This is a genomic window from Vibrio sp. SG41-7 (assembly GCF_014164465.1).
GTDB classification, from domain to species: Bacteria; Pseudomonadota; Gammaproteobacteria; order Enterobacterales; family Vibrionaceae; genus Vibrio; species Vibrio splendidus.
The window spans coordinates 39649-56401 of record NZ_JACJFF010000019.1 but is presented as its reverse complement, the minus strand read 5'-3'; the positions used below and the strand labels follow the sequence as shown (position 1 = coordinate 56401).

The 16753-nt window shown below is 46.6% G+C and carries 13 protein-coding genes; 6 read left to right on the top strand and 7 right to left on the bottom strand.

All coding sequences use genetic code 11. The features are described from left to right. Nucleotides 1-39: 39 nt before the first annotated feature. Nucleotides 40-1563, bottom strand: a complete 1524-nt coding sequence (locus H5300_RS07720) for a YifB family Mg chelatase-like AAA ATPase (RefSeq protein WP_004735753.1) — start codon at nt 1561-1563, stop codon at nt 40-42. 472 nt (nt 1564-2035) lie between these two features. Here H5300_RS07720 and ilvG point away from each other — a divergent pair, with 472 nt between their 5' ends. From ilvG to ilvA, 5 genes are read left to right on the top strand one after another with little or no spacing between them, the layout of a single operon-like run. Beyond that, nucleotides 2036-3682, top strand: coding sequence for an acetolactate synthase 2 catalytic subunit (gene ilvG, locus H5300_RS07715; protein ID WP_182795737.1), 1647 nt, complete (start codon nt 2036-2038; stop codon nt 3680-3682). A gap of 1 nt (nt 3683) precedes the next feature. Then, complete coding sequence (gene ilvM / locus H5300_RS07710; protein WP_017077311.1) at nt 3684-3968, top strand: acetolactate synthase 2 small subunit; 285 nt, start codon at nt 3684-3686, stop codon at nt 3966-3968. Between the two features lie 12 nt (nt 3969-3980). Then, a complete protein-coding gene (locus tag H5300_RS07705) occupies nt 3981-4949 on the top strand; it encodes a branched-chain amino acid transaminase (protein WP_171317162.1) in 969 nt (322 codons plus the stop codon). A 33-nt stretch (nt 4950-4982) separates the two neighbouring features. Beyond that, complete coding sequence (gene ilvD / locus H5300_RS07700; RefSeq protein ID WP_108196432.1) at nt 4983-6824, top strand: dihydroxy-acid dehydratase; 1842 nt, start codon at nt 4983-4985, stop codon at nt 6822-6824. 2 nt (nt 6825-6826) lie between these two features. Next, entirely contained in the window at nt 6827-8371 is a 1545-nt protein-coding gene (gene ilvA, locus H5300_RS07695; protein ID WP_017087280.1) for a threonine ammonia-lyase, biosynthetic, read from the top strand. A 100-nt stretch (nt 8372-8471) separates the two neighbouring features. On the opposite strand, the gene punR is transcribed toward ilvA, so the two are convergent. Further along, nucleotides 8472-9386, bottom strand: coding sequence for a DNA-binding transcriptional activator PunR (gene punR / locus H5300_RS07690; RefSeq protein ID WP_012605101.1), 915 nt, complete (start codon nt 9384-9386; stop codon nt 8472-8474). Between the two features lie 163 nt (nt 9387-9549). Here punR and punC point away from each other — a divergent pair, with 163 nt between their 5' ends. Then, entirely contained in the window at nt 9550-10761 is a 1212-nt protein-coding gene (gene punC / locus H5300_RS07685) for a purine nucleoside transporter PunC (protein ID WP_017090728.1), read from the top strand. Between the two features lie 113 nt (nt 10762-10874). On the opposite strand, the gene glmU is transcribed toward punC, so the two are convergent. The 5 genes from glmU to atpA all read right to left on the bottom strand — a co-directional run bounded on the left by glmU (nt 10875) and on the right by atpA (nt 16752). Further along, nucleotides 10875-12233 (bottom strand): bifunctional UDP-N-acetylglucosamine diphosphorylase/glucosamine-1-phosphate N-acetyltransferase GlmU, encoded by a 1359-nt coding sequence (gene glmU / locus H5300_RS07680; RefSeq protein WP_004735743.1) that lies wholly within the window; start codon nt 12231-12233, stop codon nt 10875-10877. A gap of 183 nt (nt 12234-12416) precedes the next feature. Then, entirely contained in the window at nt 12417-12839 is a 423-nt protein-coding gene (locus H5300_RS07675) for a F0F1 ATP synthase subunit epsilon (RefSeq protein WP_004735742.1), read from the bottom strand. An 18-nt stretch (nt 12840-12857) separates the two neighbouring features. Further along, nucleotides 12858-14261: a F0F1 ATP synthase subunit beta gene (gene atpD, locus H5300_RS07670; protein ID WP_004735741.1), complete on the bottom strand. Its 1404-nt coding sequence runs from the start codon at nt 14259-14261 to the stop codon at nt 12858-12860. Between the two features lie 34 nt (nt 14262-14295). Further along, entirely contained in the window at nt 14296-15162 is an 867-nt protein-coding gene (atpG, locus tag H5300_RS07665) for a F0F1 ATP synthase subunit gamma (RefSeq protein ID WP_004735739.1), read from the bottom strand. Nucleotides 15163-15210: 48 nt separating this feature from the next. Beyond that, nucleotides 15211-16752 carry a F0F1 ATP synthase subunit alpha gene (atpA, locus tag H5300_RS07660; RefSeq protein WP_004735737.1) on the bottom strand — a complete coding sequence of 514 codons (1542 nt, stop codon included), beginning with the start codon at nt 16750-16752 and terminating at the stop codon, nt 15211-15213. Nucleotide 16753 lies beyond the last annotated feature (1 nt).

The window sequence follows — 16753 nt, the reverse complement described above, 5'->3', positions numbered from 1 at the left end:
AGTAAATAAATGACCCGTTGTTTACTACGATTGGTATGACTACACAGCTTGAGCTGAAAGTTGTTTCAGCAAGCGATCCATCGCTCGGTAGCCAAGTGCCTCTGATAAGTGCTTCTTTTCAATCTGCTCGTTACCCTCTAAGTCTGCAATAGTTCGCGCTACCTTGATGATTCGATGATAGGCACGAATCGATAAACCTAATCGATGCAGTGCGGTCTCAAGAAACTCCGCATCCTCACGCCTTAACGGGCAATATTTTTCAATTTCTCGGCTACCTAACAGTGCATTCGACTTATGGTTTCGAGATAACATCAACTGACGCGCTTGTTTAACTCGTTGCTTCACGACTTGAGTGGTTTCTCCACGATCACCGCCTTCGGCTAACATCCCTTTGGGCAATAGAGGGATCTCCAATGACATATCGAATCTATCCAATAATGGCCCAGATAAGCGGTTGAGGTAACGCAGGATAATTTGCGGGTTCGCTCGAGCTTGATTGCCCTCGTAATAACCTGTTGGGCTTGGGTTAAGTGCACCGACTAATTGAAAGCGAGCAGGAAAGCGAGTCTTACCCGCGACACGGGAGATAATGATTTCACCCGACTCTAGCGGCTCTCGCAGTGAATCAAGCACCTTACGCTCAAACTCTGGCATCTCATCAAGAAACAATAAGCCATTATGCGCCAAAGATATCTCACCGGGGCGAGGTATCGAGCCACCACCGACCAATGCTGCCATCGAACTCGAATGGTGTGGGGAACGGAAAGGTCGTTGTTTCCAGTTGTATTGATTAATCTCTTGTTGCGTTAAAGAAGCCACCGAAGCGGTTTCCATCGCCTCGTCGTCACTCATCTCAGGTAACAAATCGCGCAATCGAGAAGCCAACATGGTTTTCCCAGTTCCAGGCGGGCCGAGAAAAAGCAGGTTATGGTTGCCCGCTGCGGCGATCTCCAGTGCTCGCTTACCTTGCTGCTGGCCAATAATATCTTGTAAGTCACGATTATCAGACACATCGACATGATGATGCTCGGTTCGATATAAACCAAGCTGAGCCTGACCACACATATCCGCACAAACCTCTAGCAAGGTTTGTGCTGATTTATGGGCCCCCTTGCCGACTAAGGCCGCCTGATCACCATTGTGATGTGGAACTACTAAGCATCGCTCGACACTATCGGCGGCTAACGTCGCAGGCAGAACGCCCTTTACCGAGCGCAACTCTCCTGACAATGCCAACTCACCGATAAATTCATGTTGAGCTATTTTTGATGTCGGAAGCTGATCTGACGCCACCAAAATCCCAAGCGCGATTGGCAGATCGAAACGCCCTCCCTCTTTGGGTAAATCAGCAGGCGCGAGGTTGACCGTGATCCTTTTCGAAGGAAATTCAAAGCGAGAATTGATGATGGCACTCCTGACTCGATCTTTAGATTCTTTGACCGTCGTTTCAGGTAGCCCCACCAATGTAAACCCAGGCATACCGTTGCTTATATGCACTTCAACGGTCACTTCTGGTGCCTCTACTCCCACACTAGCCCGGCTGTGAATTATCGCGAGTCCCATAACTTTCCTTTGTCTTTGATTTAAAAGTATTCGCTCTGGGTATTCGTTGCTCACCAAAGCGATAAGGTTGTTATATAGCTTGGTGGAATGGTGTTTTAATGTGAAAAAAGAATGACATTTTCCTTGTCATACTGCAGATTTGTGTGATAACACTAGAGATGTAGACTTTTACTGAAGACAATAAACGAGAAAACTCGAATATTATGATTTTTAACGCTCGCATTTACGCACTGATTAACCTGATTATCGTAGTCATTATTAAGACTGCGCGGGGGCGAGTGGGAAGAAAGTAACCACGAATTAGAAAAAACCCCCGCACTGAAAAGTCCGGGGGTTTTTTCTAATTTAGCGATTCGATTTTTATAATTTTTATTATTTTCGGCCTTGCCGATTTACAGGAAGAATGGGAGCACAAGATGTGCAAAGACAACGGAAACAATGACCAAAATAAAGGTAATACGGAGGGATTACGATGAAAGGCGCAGAACTAGTCGTATCCGCACTCAAGCAACAAGGCATTGAGACCGTATTTGGTTACCCAGGTGGTGCCATCATGCCAATCTACGATGCACTTTATGACGGCGGTGTTGAACACATCCTTTGTCGCCATGAACAAGGTGCTGCAATGGCTGCCATTGGTATGGCGCGTGCAACACAAGACGTGGCTGTTTGTATGGCAACCTCAGGCCCAGGCGCGACTAACCTAGTAACAGGTCTTGCTGATGCCTTTATGGACTCCATCCCACTCGTCGCTATCACAGGTCAAGTTGCTAGCTCCCACATCGGTACCGATGCATTCCAAGAAATGGATGTGATTGGTATGTCTCTGTCATGTACTAAACACAGCTACCTCGTTACCGATATTGAAGATCTTGCGCCAACATTGGCTGAAGCATTTATCGTTGCAAAAGCAGGGCGTCCCGGTCCGGTTATTGTCGATATCGCTAAAGATGTTCAACTAGCCGAATCCCCTGTAAAAATTCTTCCTGAATTTACACCACCAGCCATTCCTGTTGTGACAACGGATGCTATTGAACAAGCTCAGTATTTCTTGTCTCAAGCGACTCGTCCTGTTTTATACGTAGGTGGTGGCGTTCAACTGGCGAAAGCAACCGATGCAGTTCGCGAGTTTTTACACCTTAACCCAATGCCGGCCGTAAGCACACTGAAAGGCTTAGGCACCATTGAACGTGACGACCCGCACTACCTTGGCATGCTTGGTATGCACGGCACTAAAGCCGCTAACCTAGTGGTTCAAGAAAGTGACCTATTGATTGTTGTCGGTGCTCGTTTTGATGACCGAGTAACAGGCAAGCTTGATACTTTTGCTCCTCACGCAAAAGTTATCCATATCGATATCGATGCCGCAGAGTTCAGTAAACTGCGCCTTGCTGATGCGCCAATTCGCGGTGACATCAACAAGATCCTGCCTCAACTAGAACTGAGCCAAGACATCTCATCTTGGGTTCACCACTCAGAAGGCCTTCGTAGCTCATTCAAGTGGCGCTACGACCACCCAGGTGATCTGATCTTTGCTCCACTACTGCTAAAGCAGTTATCAGACATGATGCCAGCAAGCTCTATCATTTCGACGGATGTTGGCCAACATCAGATGTGGGCCGCTCAGCACATTCAGCCTCGCGATCCACAAAACTTCATCACCTCAGCCGGTTTAGGCACTATGGGCTTTGGTTTACCAGCCGCTATGGGTGCATCGGTTGGCCGTCCTGATGACCAATCGATTCTTATCTCTGGTGATGGTTCATTCATGATGAACATACAAGAGCTTGGCACGCTAAAGCGTCGTCAGATCCCAGTGAAGATGGTGCTTCTGAATAACTCTCGCTTGGGCATGGTTCGCCAATGGCAATCTCTGTTCTTTGATGGCCGACACAGTGAAACCATCTTAGATGACAACCCTGATTTCGTCATGCTCGCGAAAGCATTTGATATCCCGGGCAAAACCATCACTCGTAAAGAAGAAGTAGAGCCAGCATTGAAAGAGATGCTAGAAAGCAAAACTGCTTACCTACTTCACGTCCTTATCGATGAAGAAGAAAACGTATGGCCACTAGTACCGCCAGGTGCTTCAAACAGTGAGATGTTGGAGAACACATAACATGAAAAGATACCTATTAGACATCAAAGCCGATGATAAGCCTGTACTACTAGAGCGTGTTCTTCGTGTTATCCGCCACCGTGGCTTCATTGTTAAGCAAGTTGCGGGCACTCAAAACCACGAAAGCAAAGTGGCGAGTGTTGAGATCATTGTCGACAGTGACCGTCCGATCTCTTTTTTGGTAAACCAAATCGAAAAGCTGTGGGATGTACGTTCCGTTGACGTTATCTCTATCAGTCGTAATGAATTGCCAAACAACAACTTACAGCAAAAGATAAACGCATAAGGAACCGCAAACATGACAGCTAAAACAGCAGACTATATTTGGTTTAACGGTGAAATGGTTCCTTGGGCAGAGGCGAACGTTCACGTCCTGACTCACGCAATGCACTACGGTACTTCTGTGTTTGAAGGCGTTCGTTGTTACAACACGCCAAAAGGGCCGGTAATCTTCCGTCACCCAGAGCATGCAAGACGCCTAAAAGACTCAGCGAAAATCTACCGCTTCCCTATTCCTTTTACTGAGGAAGAAATTATGGAAGCGACTCGCGAAACGCTACGCCAAAATAAGCTACAGTCTGCGTACATACGCCCACTGGGCTTTGTCGGTAATGTTGGTTTGGGTGTGTGTCCGCCAGAAAATACTGAGATGGATCTGATCATCGCTGCGTTCCCTTGGGGTTCTTACCTAGGTGAAGAAGCGCTAGAGAATGGTGTAGATGCGATGATTTCAAGCTGGAATCGTGCCGCTCCAAATACTATCCCTACCGCTGCGAAAGCCGGTGGTAACTACCTATCTTCATTACTGGTTGGTGGTGAAGCTCGTCGTCATGGTTACGATGAAGGTATCGCACTGAGCGTCGATGGTTACCTTTCAGAAGGTGCTGGCGAGAACATCTTTGTGATTCGTAATGGTGTGTTATCAACGCCACCAGCAACCAGCGCGATTCTACCGGGCATCACCCGTGATTCAATCATGACACTAGCAAAAGACATGGGTTACGAAATCCGTGAAGAGAACATTGCTCGTGAAGCGCTATACCTTGCCGATGAAGTATTCATGACAGGCACAGCTGCAGAGATCGTTCCGGTTCGCAGCGTAGACAAAATTACAGTAGGTGAAGGCAAACGCGGTCCTATCACTGAAAAAGTTCAAGCAGCTTACTTTGGTTTATTCAATGGCACTACTGAAGATAAGTGGGGCTGGTTAGATTATGTTTATCCAGCAGACCACGCGTCAGAAAACCAAACACAGACAACTAAGTAAGCAACAGCCAAATATTTTATAAGGATTTAAGCAATGCCAATCTATCGTTCAGCAACTACTACCCACGGACGCAACATGGCTGGTGCGCGCGCTTTATGGCGTGCAACTGGCGTTAAAGATGATGACTTCGGTAAGCCGATCATCGCGGTTGTAAACTCTTTCACTCAATTTGTTCCAGGCCACGTTCACCTTAAAGATATGGGTCAGCTGGTTGCGGGTGAAATCGAGAAAGCGGGTGGTATCGCAAAAGAATTCAACACCATCGCGGTCGATGATGGTATCGCAATGGGTCACGGCGGCATGCTGTACTCACTGCCATCACGTGAGCTTATCGCAGACTCAGTAGAATACATGGTCAATGCACACTGTGCGGATGCAATGGTATGTATCTCTAACTGTGACAAAATCACTCCGGGAATGATGATGGCAGCAATGCGCCTTAACATCCCAGTGATCTTTGTATCAGGCGGCCCAATGGAAGCAGGTAAAACCAAGCTTTCAGATCAAATCATCAAGCTCGACCTTGTTGATGCAATGATCCAAGGTGCCGATCCAACGATTTCAGACGAGCAAAGTGAGCAAGTAGAACGTTCTGCATGTCCAACCTGTGGTTCATGTTCAGGTATGTTCACAGCAAACTCAATGAACTGTCTAACAGAAGCACTTGGCCTATCTCAGCCGGGTAACGGTTCAATGTTGGCGACGCACGCAGACCGTGAAGAGCTATTCATCAACGCTGGTAAACGCATCGTTGATCTAACCAAGCGTTACTACGAGAAAGATGACGAGTCAGCACTGCCTCGCAACATCGCAAATCGCGCAGCCTTTGATAATGCTATGGCGCTTGATATCGCAATGGGTGGCTCAAGTAACACAGTACTTCACCTTTTAGCCGCTGCTCAAGAAGGTGACATTGATTTTGATATGGATGATATCGATGAGATGTCTCGTCGCGTTCCACACCTATGTAAGGTTGCTCCCTCAACACCGAAATACCACATGGAAGACGTTCACCGTGCTGGTGGCGTAATGGCTATCCTAGGTGAGCTTGATCGTGCTGGCCTACTGAATAATCAAACTCGCACCGTACTTGGCCTAAGTATGCAAGAGCAGCTCGCTCAATACGACATCATGCAAACAGAAGACGAAGCCGTGCTTAAGTTCTTCCGTGCAGGTCCTGCGGGCATCCGTACCACCAAAGCTTTCTCACAAGATTGCCGTTGGGATCGTCTAGATGACGACCGCAAAGAAGGTTGTATTCGTACCAAAGAAAACGCGTTCAGCCAAGAAGGTGGCCTAGCGGTACTTTCAGGTAACATCGCGGTTGATGGTTGTATCGTTAAGACTGCGGGTGTTGATGAAGAAAACCTTAAATTCCAAGGCCCTGCAATCGTATTCGAAAGCCAAGATACGGCAGTAGAAGGCATCTTAGCGGGTAAAGTAAAAGCAGGCGAAGTGGTTGTCATTCGTTACGAAGGTCCTAAAGGCGGCCCGGGTATGCAAGAAATGCTCTACCCAACGACTTACCTAAAATCTATGGGTCTAGGCAAGTCTTGTGCTCTTCTAACCGATGGTCGTTTCTCTGGTGGTACATCAGGTCTGTCTATCGGTCACGCTTCTCCAGAAGCAGCAAGCGGTGGTGTAATTGGTCTAGTGAACACAGGCGATATCATCACTATCGATATCCCTAGCCGCTCAATCACGCTTGATGTTCCTGAAGCAGAACTAGAAGCGCGTCGTGAAAAACAAGATGCATTAGGCTGGAAACCAGAAAACCGTCAACGTGAAGTGTCTTTCGCACTGAAAGCTTACGCAAGCATGGCGACCAGTGCCGACAAAGGCGCAGTGCGTGATAAGTCTAAGCTTGAGGGCTAACTATGAGTGATGACACCTCCAGTCCCAAAAAACAAAGTGGCGCAGATTATCTGCGCCAGATCCTGAGAGCACCGGTTTACGAAGCGGCAATCGTGACACCTCTGCAAGATATGCCACGCTTAAGCGCTCGTATCGGTAATCAGGTTCAGCTAAAACGAGAAGACCGTCAGCCGGTACACTCGTTTAAGCTGCGCGGTGCTTACAACATGGTTTCAAGCCTTTCTGAACAACAGAAAGCAGCCGGTGTTATCGCAGCGTCCGCAGGGAATCACGCACAAGGTATGGCGCTATCTGGCTCTAAGCTGGGCATTCAAACCACGATCGTGATGCCAAAAACGACACCGGATATCAAGGTCGATGCAGTACGCGGATTTGGCGGTAAAGTCGTTTTACACGGCAGTAATTTCGATGAAGCGAAAGCGGAAGCGGAACGTCTGTCGGCTGAACATGGCTTCACCTTTGTTCCTCCTTTCGATCACCCACTCGTGATTGCAGGGCAAGGCACTATGGGCATGGAGATGCTGCAGCAAAACGGCCACATGGATTATATCTTTGTGCCGGTTGGTGGTGGTGGCTTAGCCGCTGGTGTTGCAGTGCTTATCAAACAACTGATGCCAGAGATTAAAGTGATTGCGGTAGAGCCTGAAGACTCGGCTTGCTTGAAAGCAGCACTGGATGCGGGTGAACCTGTGGTGCTGGATCAGGTCAGCATGTTTGCTGATGGTGTTGCGGTTAAACGCATTGGTGAAGAGACATTCCGTCTTTGCCAACAGTACATTGATGGTCATATTACCGTCTCTAGCGATGAAATCTGCTCTGCGGTAAAGGACATCTTTGAAGACACCCGTGCGATTGCTGAGCCTTCAGGAGCACTTGCTCTGGCTGGCTTGAAGAAGTTTGCAGAACAAAACCAACTGCAAAATAAGCAACTAGCAACGGTACTTTCTGGTGCGAACACCAACTTCCACGGTCTACGTTATGTCTCTGAGCGTTGTGAATTGGGTGAGAAGCGAGAAGGTCTACTTGCGGTAACGATTCCAGAGCGACAAGGTGCGTTCCTAGAGTTCTGTAACATTATTGGTGGTCGAGCGGTGACTGAGTTTAACTACCGCCACAACGACGAAAGCCTGGCGAATATCTTCGTTGGTGTACGTCTACAAGGTGGACAAGAAGAACTCGAACACATCATCAATGACTTACGTGAGGGTGACTACGCGGTTGTCGACTTGTCTGATGACGAGATGGCAAAGCTGCACATTCGTTACATGATTGGCGGTAAACCATCGAAGCCATTGAAAGAACGTCTTTACAGCTTTGAGTTTCCTGAATACCCAGGTGCATTGATTAAATTCCTTGATACCTTAGGGACTCACTGGAATATCAGCTTGTTCAACTATCGTAACCATGGTGCTGACTACGGTCGTGTGCTGTGTGGTTTTGAGCTTGGTGATGACGATTTGGCTCAGTTCTCTACACACTTAGAAGAACTCGGCTACCAATGCAAAGATGAAACCGATAACCCTTCCTACAAGTTCTTCTTGTCTTGAGAGTTAACGACCGAATCAAAAAAGAGCGAGTATTTACTCGCTCTTTTTATTGGTGCTGATTCAGCTCAAGCTTGAAAAGGATCTTCTTGTAAAGAGAGCATTAGATCGCCTTGCGATGATCCAACCAATCTTGGTGAAGCTGTTCACTCGATCCTAAATACTTAACCATCCACTCGATCAACTTATGGTTGTCGTCTTTACGCCACACTAAGCAGCAATGACTCTGCGGGCTTGGCTCAGGCAATATTTTTTCCACCAGCAAACCTTGCTCAATAATAGGTGCGGCGATATGCCTTGGCATGTAACCCACCCCTACACCATTTTTAAGACACTCTATTGCGCTGTACCAGTTAGGTAATAGAAGACGTCTCTGACTTGCATAATGGCCAGTGTGACGCTTAGGCAGCACGCTGGAGGTATCATCCAAACAGATCGCTGGATATTGACTGACAAAGGCTTCATTGAGGTTTTGTTCTCGCACACAAGGATGACTGGGTGACATGACGAATGCCCAATCTAACCGCCCCATATCCTTTACTTCAAAATCACCGCCAACCGGAATCGCTGAAGTGGCGCCAATCACGACATCCGCCCTGCCCTGAGCAATGGCTTCCCAAGAGCCGTTAAACACTTCCATGTTGATCTGCAGCTCAGCGAACTCAAAGGTTTGATAAAACTCTTCAATCATCGGCTTCATCTTGTCGAGCTTAACCACGTTATCAAGGGTTAGACGTAAGGTTTTCTTCCAACCACGCGCAGCTCGGCGAGTTTGCGCACTGAGTTCTTCCATCTGTCTCAGCAGTTGACGAGCCTCTTCAATAAACAACTCCCCAGCAGGCGTCAGCTCTACTTTTCTTGGTAAGCGTCTGAAAAGTAGAACATCAAGCTCTTGCTCTACCTGCCTAACCCCATAGCTGATCGCCGATGGTACTTTGTGCAATTGCTCTGCAGCCGCAGTAAAGCTGCCCAAGCGAGCAACGGTATCAAGCATTTCTAACGAGGATTTAGAGAACATAAGCCTTCAAATTTTTTGATTGATAACTACATATTTTAGCGTTTTATTTTATCAGCTATGAAAAATAGAATGTCAGCATAAATAAACAGGGGCTTCTACTCCTGAGTATCTAACAATTTTTTTGATGATAAAAACATCACTACCTTTAGTTTAATGGCATCTTATGAATATTTCTAAATTTCAATTGGTCTACCTTGCAGTTCTTTCCATGCTTGGCTTTATTGCGACCGATATGTACCTTCCTGCATTTAAGGCAATGGAAGTCGATTTTGCAACCGGCCCTGAGCAGATTGCTTTGTCTCTAACCGTATTCCTTGGTGGTATGGCAATGGGTCAGCTTCTTTGGGGTCTGGCGAGTGACAAGTATGGTCACCGTAATACGCTAGCGGTTGGTCTTGTTATCTTTACTGCAGCTTCATTCGGCTTAGCATTCAGTACCGAAGTATGGCACCTACTAACGCTGCGCTTCATTCAAGCGATCGGTGTGTGCGCGCCTGCGGTAATCTGGCAAGCAATGGTTATTAAGCGTTACTCTCAAAGCAGCAGCCAGCAAATTTTTGCGACTATCATGCCTCTAGTAGCGCTATCTCCAGCATTAGCACCGCAACTGGGTGTGTTGCTAGCAGACAGCTTTGGTTGGCACAGTATCTTTATCACACTGACGCTAATGGGCGCATTGTTGATCGCAACGACCATGGCTCAACCAAAAGAAGCGCCAGAAGTAAAACAAACGTCGATCAAAACCGATATCAAAGCACTGCTTCATTCAAAGCCTTACATGGGTAATGTGTTGATGTTTGCTTCAGCGTCAGCAGCGTTCTTCGCTTACCTAACCGGTATGCCAGAGATCATGGCTCAACTGGGTTATGAAGCAAAAGACATCGGTTTGAGCTTTATTCCACAAACCATTGCATTCATGGCGGGTGGTTACTTCGGTAAGCAGGCAGTGAAGAAGTATGGCGATGGTGTCGTACTAAGAAATCTTATTGGTTTGTTTAGTGTTGCCGCATTACTGATTTTCATTGCATCACAATGGGAACTGACTTCAATCTGGCCTCTACTCGCACCTTTCTGTCTAATTGCCGTAGCGAATGGCGCACTTTACCCAATCGTAGTAAACCGTGCTCTATCAAGCGCGAAACAGAGCCCTGCGACAGCGGCTGGCTTACAAAACAGCCTGCAAATCAGTATTAGTGGCCTAGCAAGTGCATTGGTTGCAGCAATGGCAAGCCAAGCACTAAGCGCAACAGGAATCGCGGTAGTGATTTGTTTAGGTGCATTGTGGGTTGGCTATATTGTTTCGAACAAAGAGCTTTCTGAACACTTCGCAACACCGGATAACTCTCGAGTGGTTGCTGACGATAAGCAAGACTAGTTTCTCGTTTAACGAAAACAAAAAAGAGCGAGTAATCTCGCTCTTTTTTTATATGAAAGCAGCCAGTAGCATTGCTACTGGCTTGTATCAGAATATCTTTTGGACGTTAGTACTTACTTCTTAGTTGGACGTTTCCAATCAGCAATCTTACGTTCTTTAGCACGGCTGATAACTAACTCATTTTCAGCAACATCACGAGTTACTGTAGAGCCAGCACCAACGGTAGCGCCATTACCAATCGTAACTGGAGCAATTAATTGACTATCTGAGCCAACGAATACGTCATCGCCGATGATGGTCTTAAACTTATTTGCGCCATCATAGTTACAAGTGATAGCACCTGCACCCACGTTTACGCGCTGACCAATTTCAGCATCGCCTAAGTACGTTAGGTGATTCGCTTTAGAGCCTTCACCAAGGCGAGTATTCTTCATTTCGACAAAGTTACCAACGTGCGAGTTATTACGCATGTCAGCACCAGGACGTAGACGAGTGAAAGGACCAACCGTACAGTCTTCACCGACCGTTGCACCTTCAATTACACTGTATGGACGCACTATGGTGTTGTCATCGATCTCGCAGTCTTTCAATACACAACCTGTACCGATAACCACGTTGTCGCCAATGCTTACGCTACCTTCAATGATAACGTTAGTATCAATTTCAACATCCATACCGCACTGCAATTCACCGCGTAGATCAAAGCGGCTTGGGTCACGTAGCATAACGCCTTGCTTCAATAGTTTGTCGGCTTGCTCAGCTTGATAAGCGCGTTCTAAACGAGCCAGTTGAGAGCGGTCGTTCACGCCTTCAACTTCAATAGGGCTTACTGGGTGTACAGCTTCTACAGCACGACCTTCATCGTGAGCCGCTGCAATAACGTCAGTCAGGTAGTATTCACCTTGTGCGTTATCGTTGCTTAAGCCAGACAACCAACGCTTCAGATCGCCACCAGTCGCAACCATAACGCCAGTGTTGATCTCTTTGATAAGCTTCTGCTCATCCGTTGCATCTTTCTGCTCAACGATAGCCACAACAGGGCCATTACGACGAATAATACGACCGTAGCCCATTGGGTTGTCTAACACGACCGTAAGTAGCGCGATGCCACCGTTTGGTTGAGCGTCTAATAGGTTTTCAATGGTTTGAGGTGAAATCAATGGAACATCACCGTATAGCACCAGTACTTTTTCATCATCAGCGAAATGTGCAGATGCCTGATCCACAGCGTGGCCAGTACCCAACTGCTCAGCTTGCAGTGCCCAGTTTACCGATTCTTCAGCTAAAGTAGCCTTCATCTGATCACCACCGTGACCGTAAACCAAGTTGATGTTTTGAGCGCCTAAGCCGTTACAAGTATCAATAACATGTTTAACCATCGGCTTACCCGCAAGCGTGTGCAGAACCTTTGGTGTGTTTGAATACATGCGAGTGCCTTTACCCGCTGCGAGAATTACCGCGCTAAACTTCATTGTAAACCTATCCAACATTATTTTTATTAAGCCGATATTGTAACCGTTTTTGGCAAAAAAATTAAATCGCAATAACCATTTAACCAGTAGTTATACGTAAAAGAAGCATTTTTGAGAATCCAAAAATGCAAAAAGGCGACCCTTAGGTCGCCTTTATCTCAGAGTCAGTAATCTTATAAAAGATTAACGACGCTGTTTTGTCAGTTCGATAACTCGTAACTGAGCAATGGCTTTAGCCAGTTCACCGGCCGCTTGTGCGAAGTCTATATCGCCATGCTGATTTTGGATATTCTCCACAGCCTTGCGTTTAGCTTCTTCCGCCTTTGCTGCGTCTAGTTCTTCACCACGGATAGCCGTATCAGCCAGTACAGTCGCTGTACCAGGTTGAACTTCTACCATACCACCAGAAACATAAATAATTTCTTCGTGGCCGTGCTGCTTAACAATACGCACCATACCAGGCTTGATAGCGGTCAGCAGTGGAGTGTGACCATGGAAAATACCAAGCTCACCCTCACTACCGGTCACCTGAAACGTCTCAACAAGGCCTGAGAAAATTTGTTTCTCTGCACTTACAACGTCTAGGTGAAAGGTTATTGCTGCCATATCGCCTCCTAGTTAGCCTTATAGCTTCTTAGCATTCTCAATAGCTTCGTCAATTGCACCACAGTACATGAACGCTTGCTCTGGAATGTCATCGTATTCACCAGATAGAAGACCTTGGAAGCCACGTAGAGTCTCTTTAAGAGGAACGTAAACGCCTGGGTCACCTGTAAATACTTCCGCTACGTGGTAAGGCTGAGTTAGGAACTTCTCAATCTTACGAGCACGAGATACAACTTGCTTATCTTCTTCAGATAGCTCGTCCATACCTAGGATAGCAATGATATCTTTCAGCTCTTTATAGCGCTGAAGAGTAGACTGAACGCCACGAGCGATGTCGTAGTGCTCTTGTCCAACTACCAATGGATCCAGTTGACGTGAAGTAGAATCTAGCGGGTCGATCGCTGGGTATAGACCCATAGATGCGATATTACGGTTAAGTACTACCGTTGCATCTAAGTGAGCGAACGTTGTTGCTGGAGACGGGTCAGTCAAGTCATCCGCAGGTACATATACCGCCTGTACAGACGTGATAGAACCAGCTTTAGTTGACGTGATACGCTCTTGCAGAACACCCATTTCTTCAGCTAGTGTAGGTTGGTAACCTACCGCAGAAGGCATACGACCTAGAAGTGCTGATACTTCAGTACCTGCTAGTGTGTAACGGTAGATGTTATCAACAAACAGTAGAACGTCACGACCTTCGTCACGGAAGCGCTCAGCCATTGTTAGACCAGTCAGTGCAACACGTAGACGGTTACCTGGTGGCTCGTTCATCTGACCGTAAACCATCGCTACTTTTGATTCTTCAGGGTTTTCGATGTTTACAACACCTGCTTCCTGCATCTCAAAGTAGAAATCGTTACCTTCACGAGTACGCTCACCTACACCTGCAAATACAGATAGGCCTGAGTGTTGAAGTGCGATGTTGTTGATAAGTTCCATCATGTTAACGGTCTTACCTACACCAGCACCACCGAATAGACCGATTTTACCACCCTTAGCGAATGGACAAATCAAGTCGATTACTTTAACACCAGTTTCTAGAAGAGAAGTCTCATTAGACTGCTCTTCGTAGCTTGGAGCTTCACGGTGAATTGCGTAATGCTCTTCAGCACCTATTTCACCACACTCATCAATTGCGTCACCTAGGACGTTCATGATACGACCAAGTGTCTTAGTACCTACTGGTACCGAGATTGGAGCGCCAGTATTTTCAACTGTCAAACCACGACGTAAACCATCAGAGCTACCCATTACGATTGCGCGTACTACGCCACCGCCAAGTTGTTGCTGAACTTCAAGAACTAGACGCTCTTTCACTTCATTAACATTCAGAGCATCGTATACACGAGGTACTTCGCCCTGTGGGAACTCTACGTCGACTACCGCACCAATGATCTGTACGATCTTACCTGTAGCCATCGTTAATCCTCTAACTATTTAGTTTTACCTAAGCTTAAACCGCAGCTGCGCCTGAAACGATCTCAGAAAGTTCTTGTGTAATCGCCGATTGACGGGCTTTGTTATACACAAGTTCTAAGTCATCAATAATGTCACCAGCGTTATCTGTTGCTGATTTCATTGCAATCATTCGAGCTGCTTGCTCACAAGCAAGATTCTCGACCACACCTTGATACACTTGAGATTCGACATAGCGAACTAATAGTGCATCTAGTAGTGGTTTTGGCTCGGGCTCATAAATGTAGTCCCAAGAATGACTGCGTTTCATTTCTTCGCTGTCTGATTTAGGCAAAGGAAGTAATTGATCGATCGTTGGTTCTTGAACCATAGTGTTTTCAAATCTGTTAAACACTACGAACAGGCGATCCAATTCACCTTCATCATATTTCTTCAGCATAACGCTTACAGAGCCAATCAAGTCTTCAAGGCTTGGGCGATCACCCAGACCAGAAACTTGAGCTGCTACTTTCGCGCCGCTGTTATTGAAAAATGCTGTTGCTTTAGAACCTACAATTGCAAGCTCTACATCAGCACCTTTCTCAGACCAATCTTTCATGTCGTTCATAGCTTTTTTGAACAAGTTAATGTTCAAACCACCACAAAGACCACGGTCTGTAGAAACGATGATGTAACCAACACGTTTGGCTTCACGTTCCTCAAGATAAGGATGCTTATACTCGAGGCTACCATTAGCCAAATGACCGATCACTTTACGCATTGTTTCTGCATATGGACGAGTAGCTTCCATTGCGTCTTGAGAACGACGCATTTTCGAAGCTGCTACCATTTCCATTGCTTTCGTAATCTTCTGTGTGCTTTTAACACTACCGATTTTATTACGTATCTCTTTTGCGCCGGCCATCGTTACTCTCCGTTAATGGTATGAGGTGGCCCTAAGACCACCTACCAATTACCAGGTCTGGGTTGCCTTGAAATCGTCAACAAGCTTCTTCAGCTCAGCTTCGATTTCTTTGTTGAAAGCACCCGTTGCGTCGATCTGTGTTGCTAGATCAGCGTATTGACCGCGAGCAAACGACAGTAAAGCAGCTTCAAAATCTAGAACTTTAGACAGCTCTACGTCTTGAAGGTATCCACGCTCTGCAGCGAAGATTACTAGAGCTTGGTCAAATACAGACATAGGAGCGTATTGCTTCTGCTTCATCAGTTCTGTAACTTTTTGACCGTGGTCTAGTTGCTTTTTGGTCGCTTCATCAAGATCCGATGAGAACTGTGCAAATGCTGCTAGTTCACGGTATTGAGCTAGAGCAGTACGGATACCGCCAGATAGCTTCTTGATGATTTTAGTCTGCGCCGAACCACCTACACGAGAAACTGAGATACCAGGGTCAACAGCTGGACGTACGCCCGCGTTGAATAGTTCAGTTTGTAGGAAGATCTGACCATCAGTAATCGAGATTACGTTCGTTGGTACGAATGCAGATACGTCACCAGCTTGCGTTTCGATGATAGGAAGAGCAGTTAAAGAACCAGTCTTGCCTGTCACTTCACCGTTAGTGAACTTTTCTACGTATGCTTCGCTTACACGAGCAGCACGCTCTAGTAGACGAGAGTGAAGGTAGAAAACATCACCAGGGAACGCTTCACGGCCAGGTGGACGCTTAAGTAGTAGTGAAATTTGACGGTAAGCTACCGCTTGCTTAGATAGATCATCATAAACAATCAGTGCATCTTCGCCGCGATCACGGAAGTATTCACCCATCGCACAACCAGCATACGGTGCAAGGTATTGCAGCGCAGCAGATTCAGAAGCAGATGCAACAACAACAACAGTGTTAGCCAGTGCGCCGTGCTCTTCTAGTTTGCGAACTACGTTAGCAATAGTCGACGCTTTTTGGCCGATAGCTACGTAGATAGAGAAAATACCAGAGTCTTTCTGGTTGATAATCGCATCGATCGCCATTGCTGTTTTACCAGTCTGACGGTCACCGATTACTAGTTCACGTTGACCACGACCGATAGGGATCATTGAGTCAACTGACTTGTAACCAGTTTGAACAGGTTGATCTACCGATTTACGGTCGATTACACCTGGTGCGATAATTTCTACAGGCGAAGTTAGTTTCGCTTCGATAGGACCTTTACCATCAATTGGCTCACCTAGCGTGTTTACAACACGACCAAGCATTTCAGGACCTACTGGTACTTCAAGAATACGACCAGTACCTGTAACTTTCATGCCTTCCTGTAGGTCAGCATACGGGCCCATTACAACAGCACCAACCGAATCACGGTTCAAGTTTAGTGCTAGCGCGTAACGGCCACCCGGTAGTTCGATCATTTCACCTTGCATCACGTCCGCTAGGCCGTGGATGCTAAGGATGCCATCGCTTACAGAAACGATAGTACCTTCATTGCGAGCTTCACTAACAACGTCGAAAGATTCAATACGTTGTTTAATTAGATCGCTAATTTCAGTGGAATTAAGTTGCATG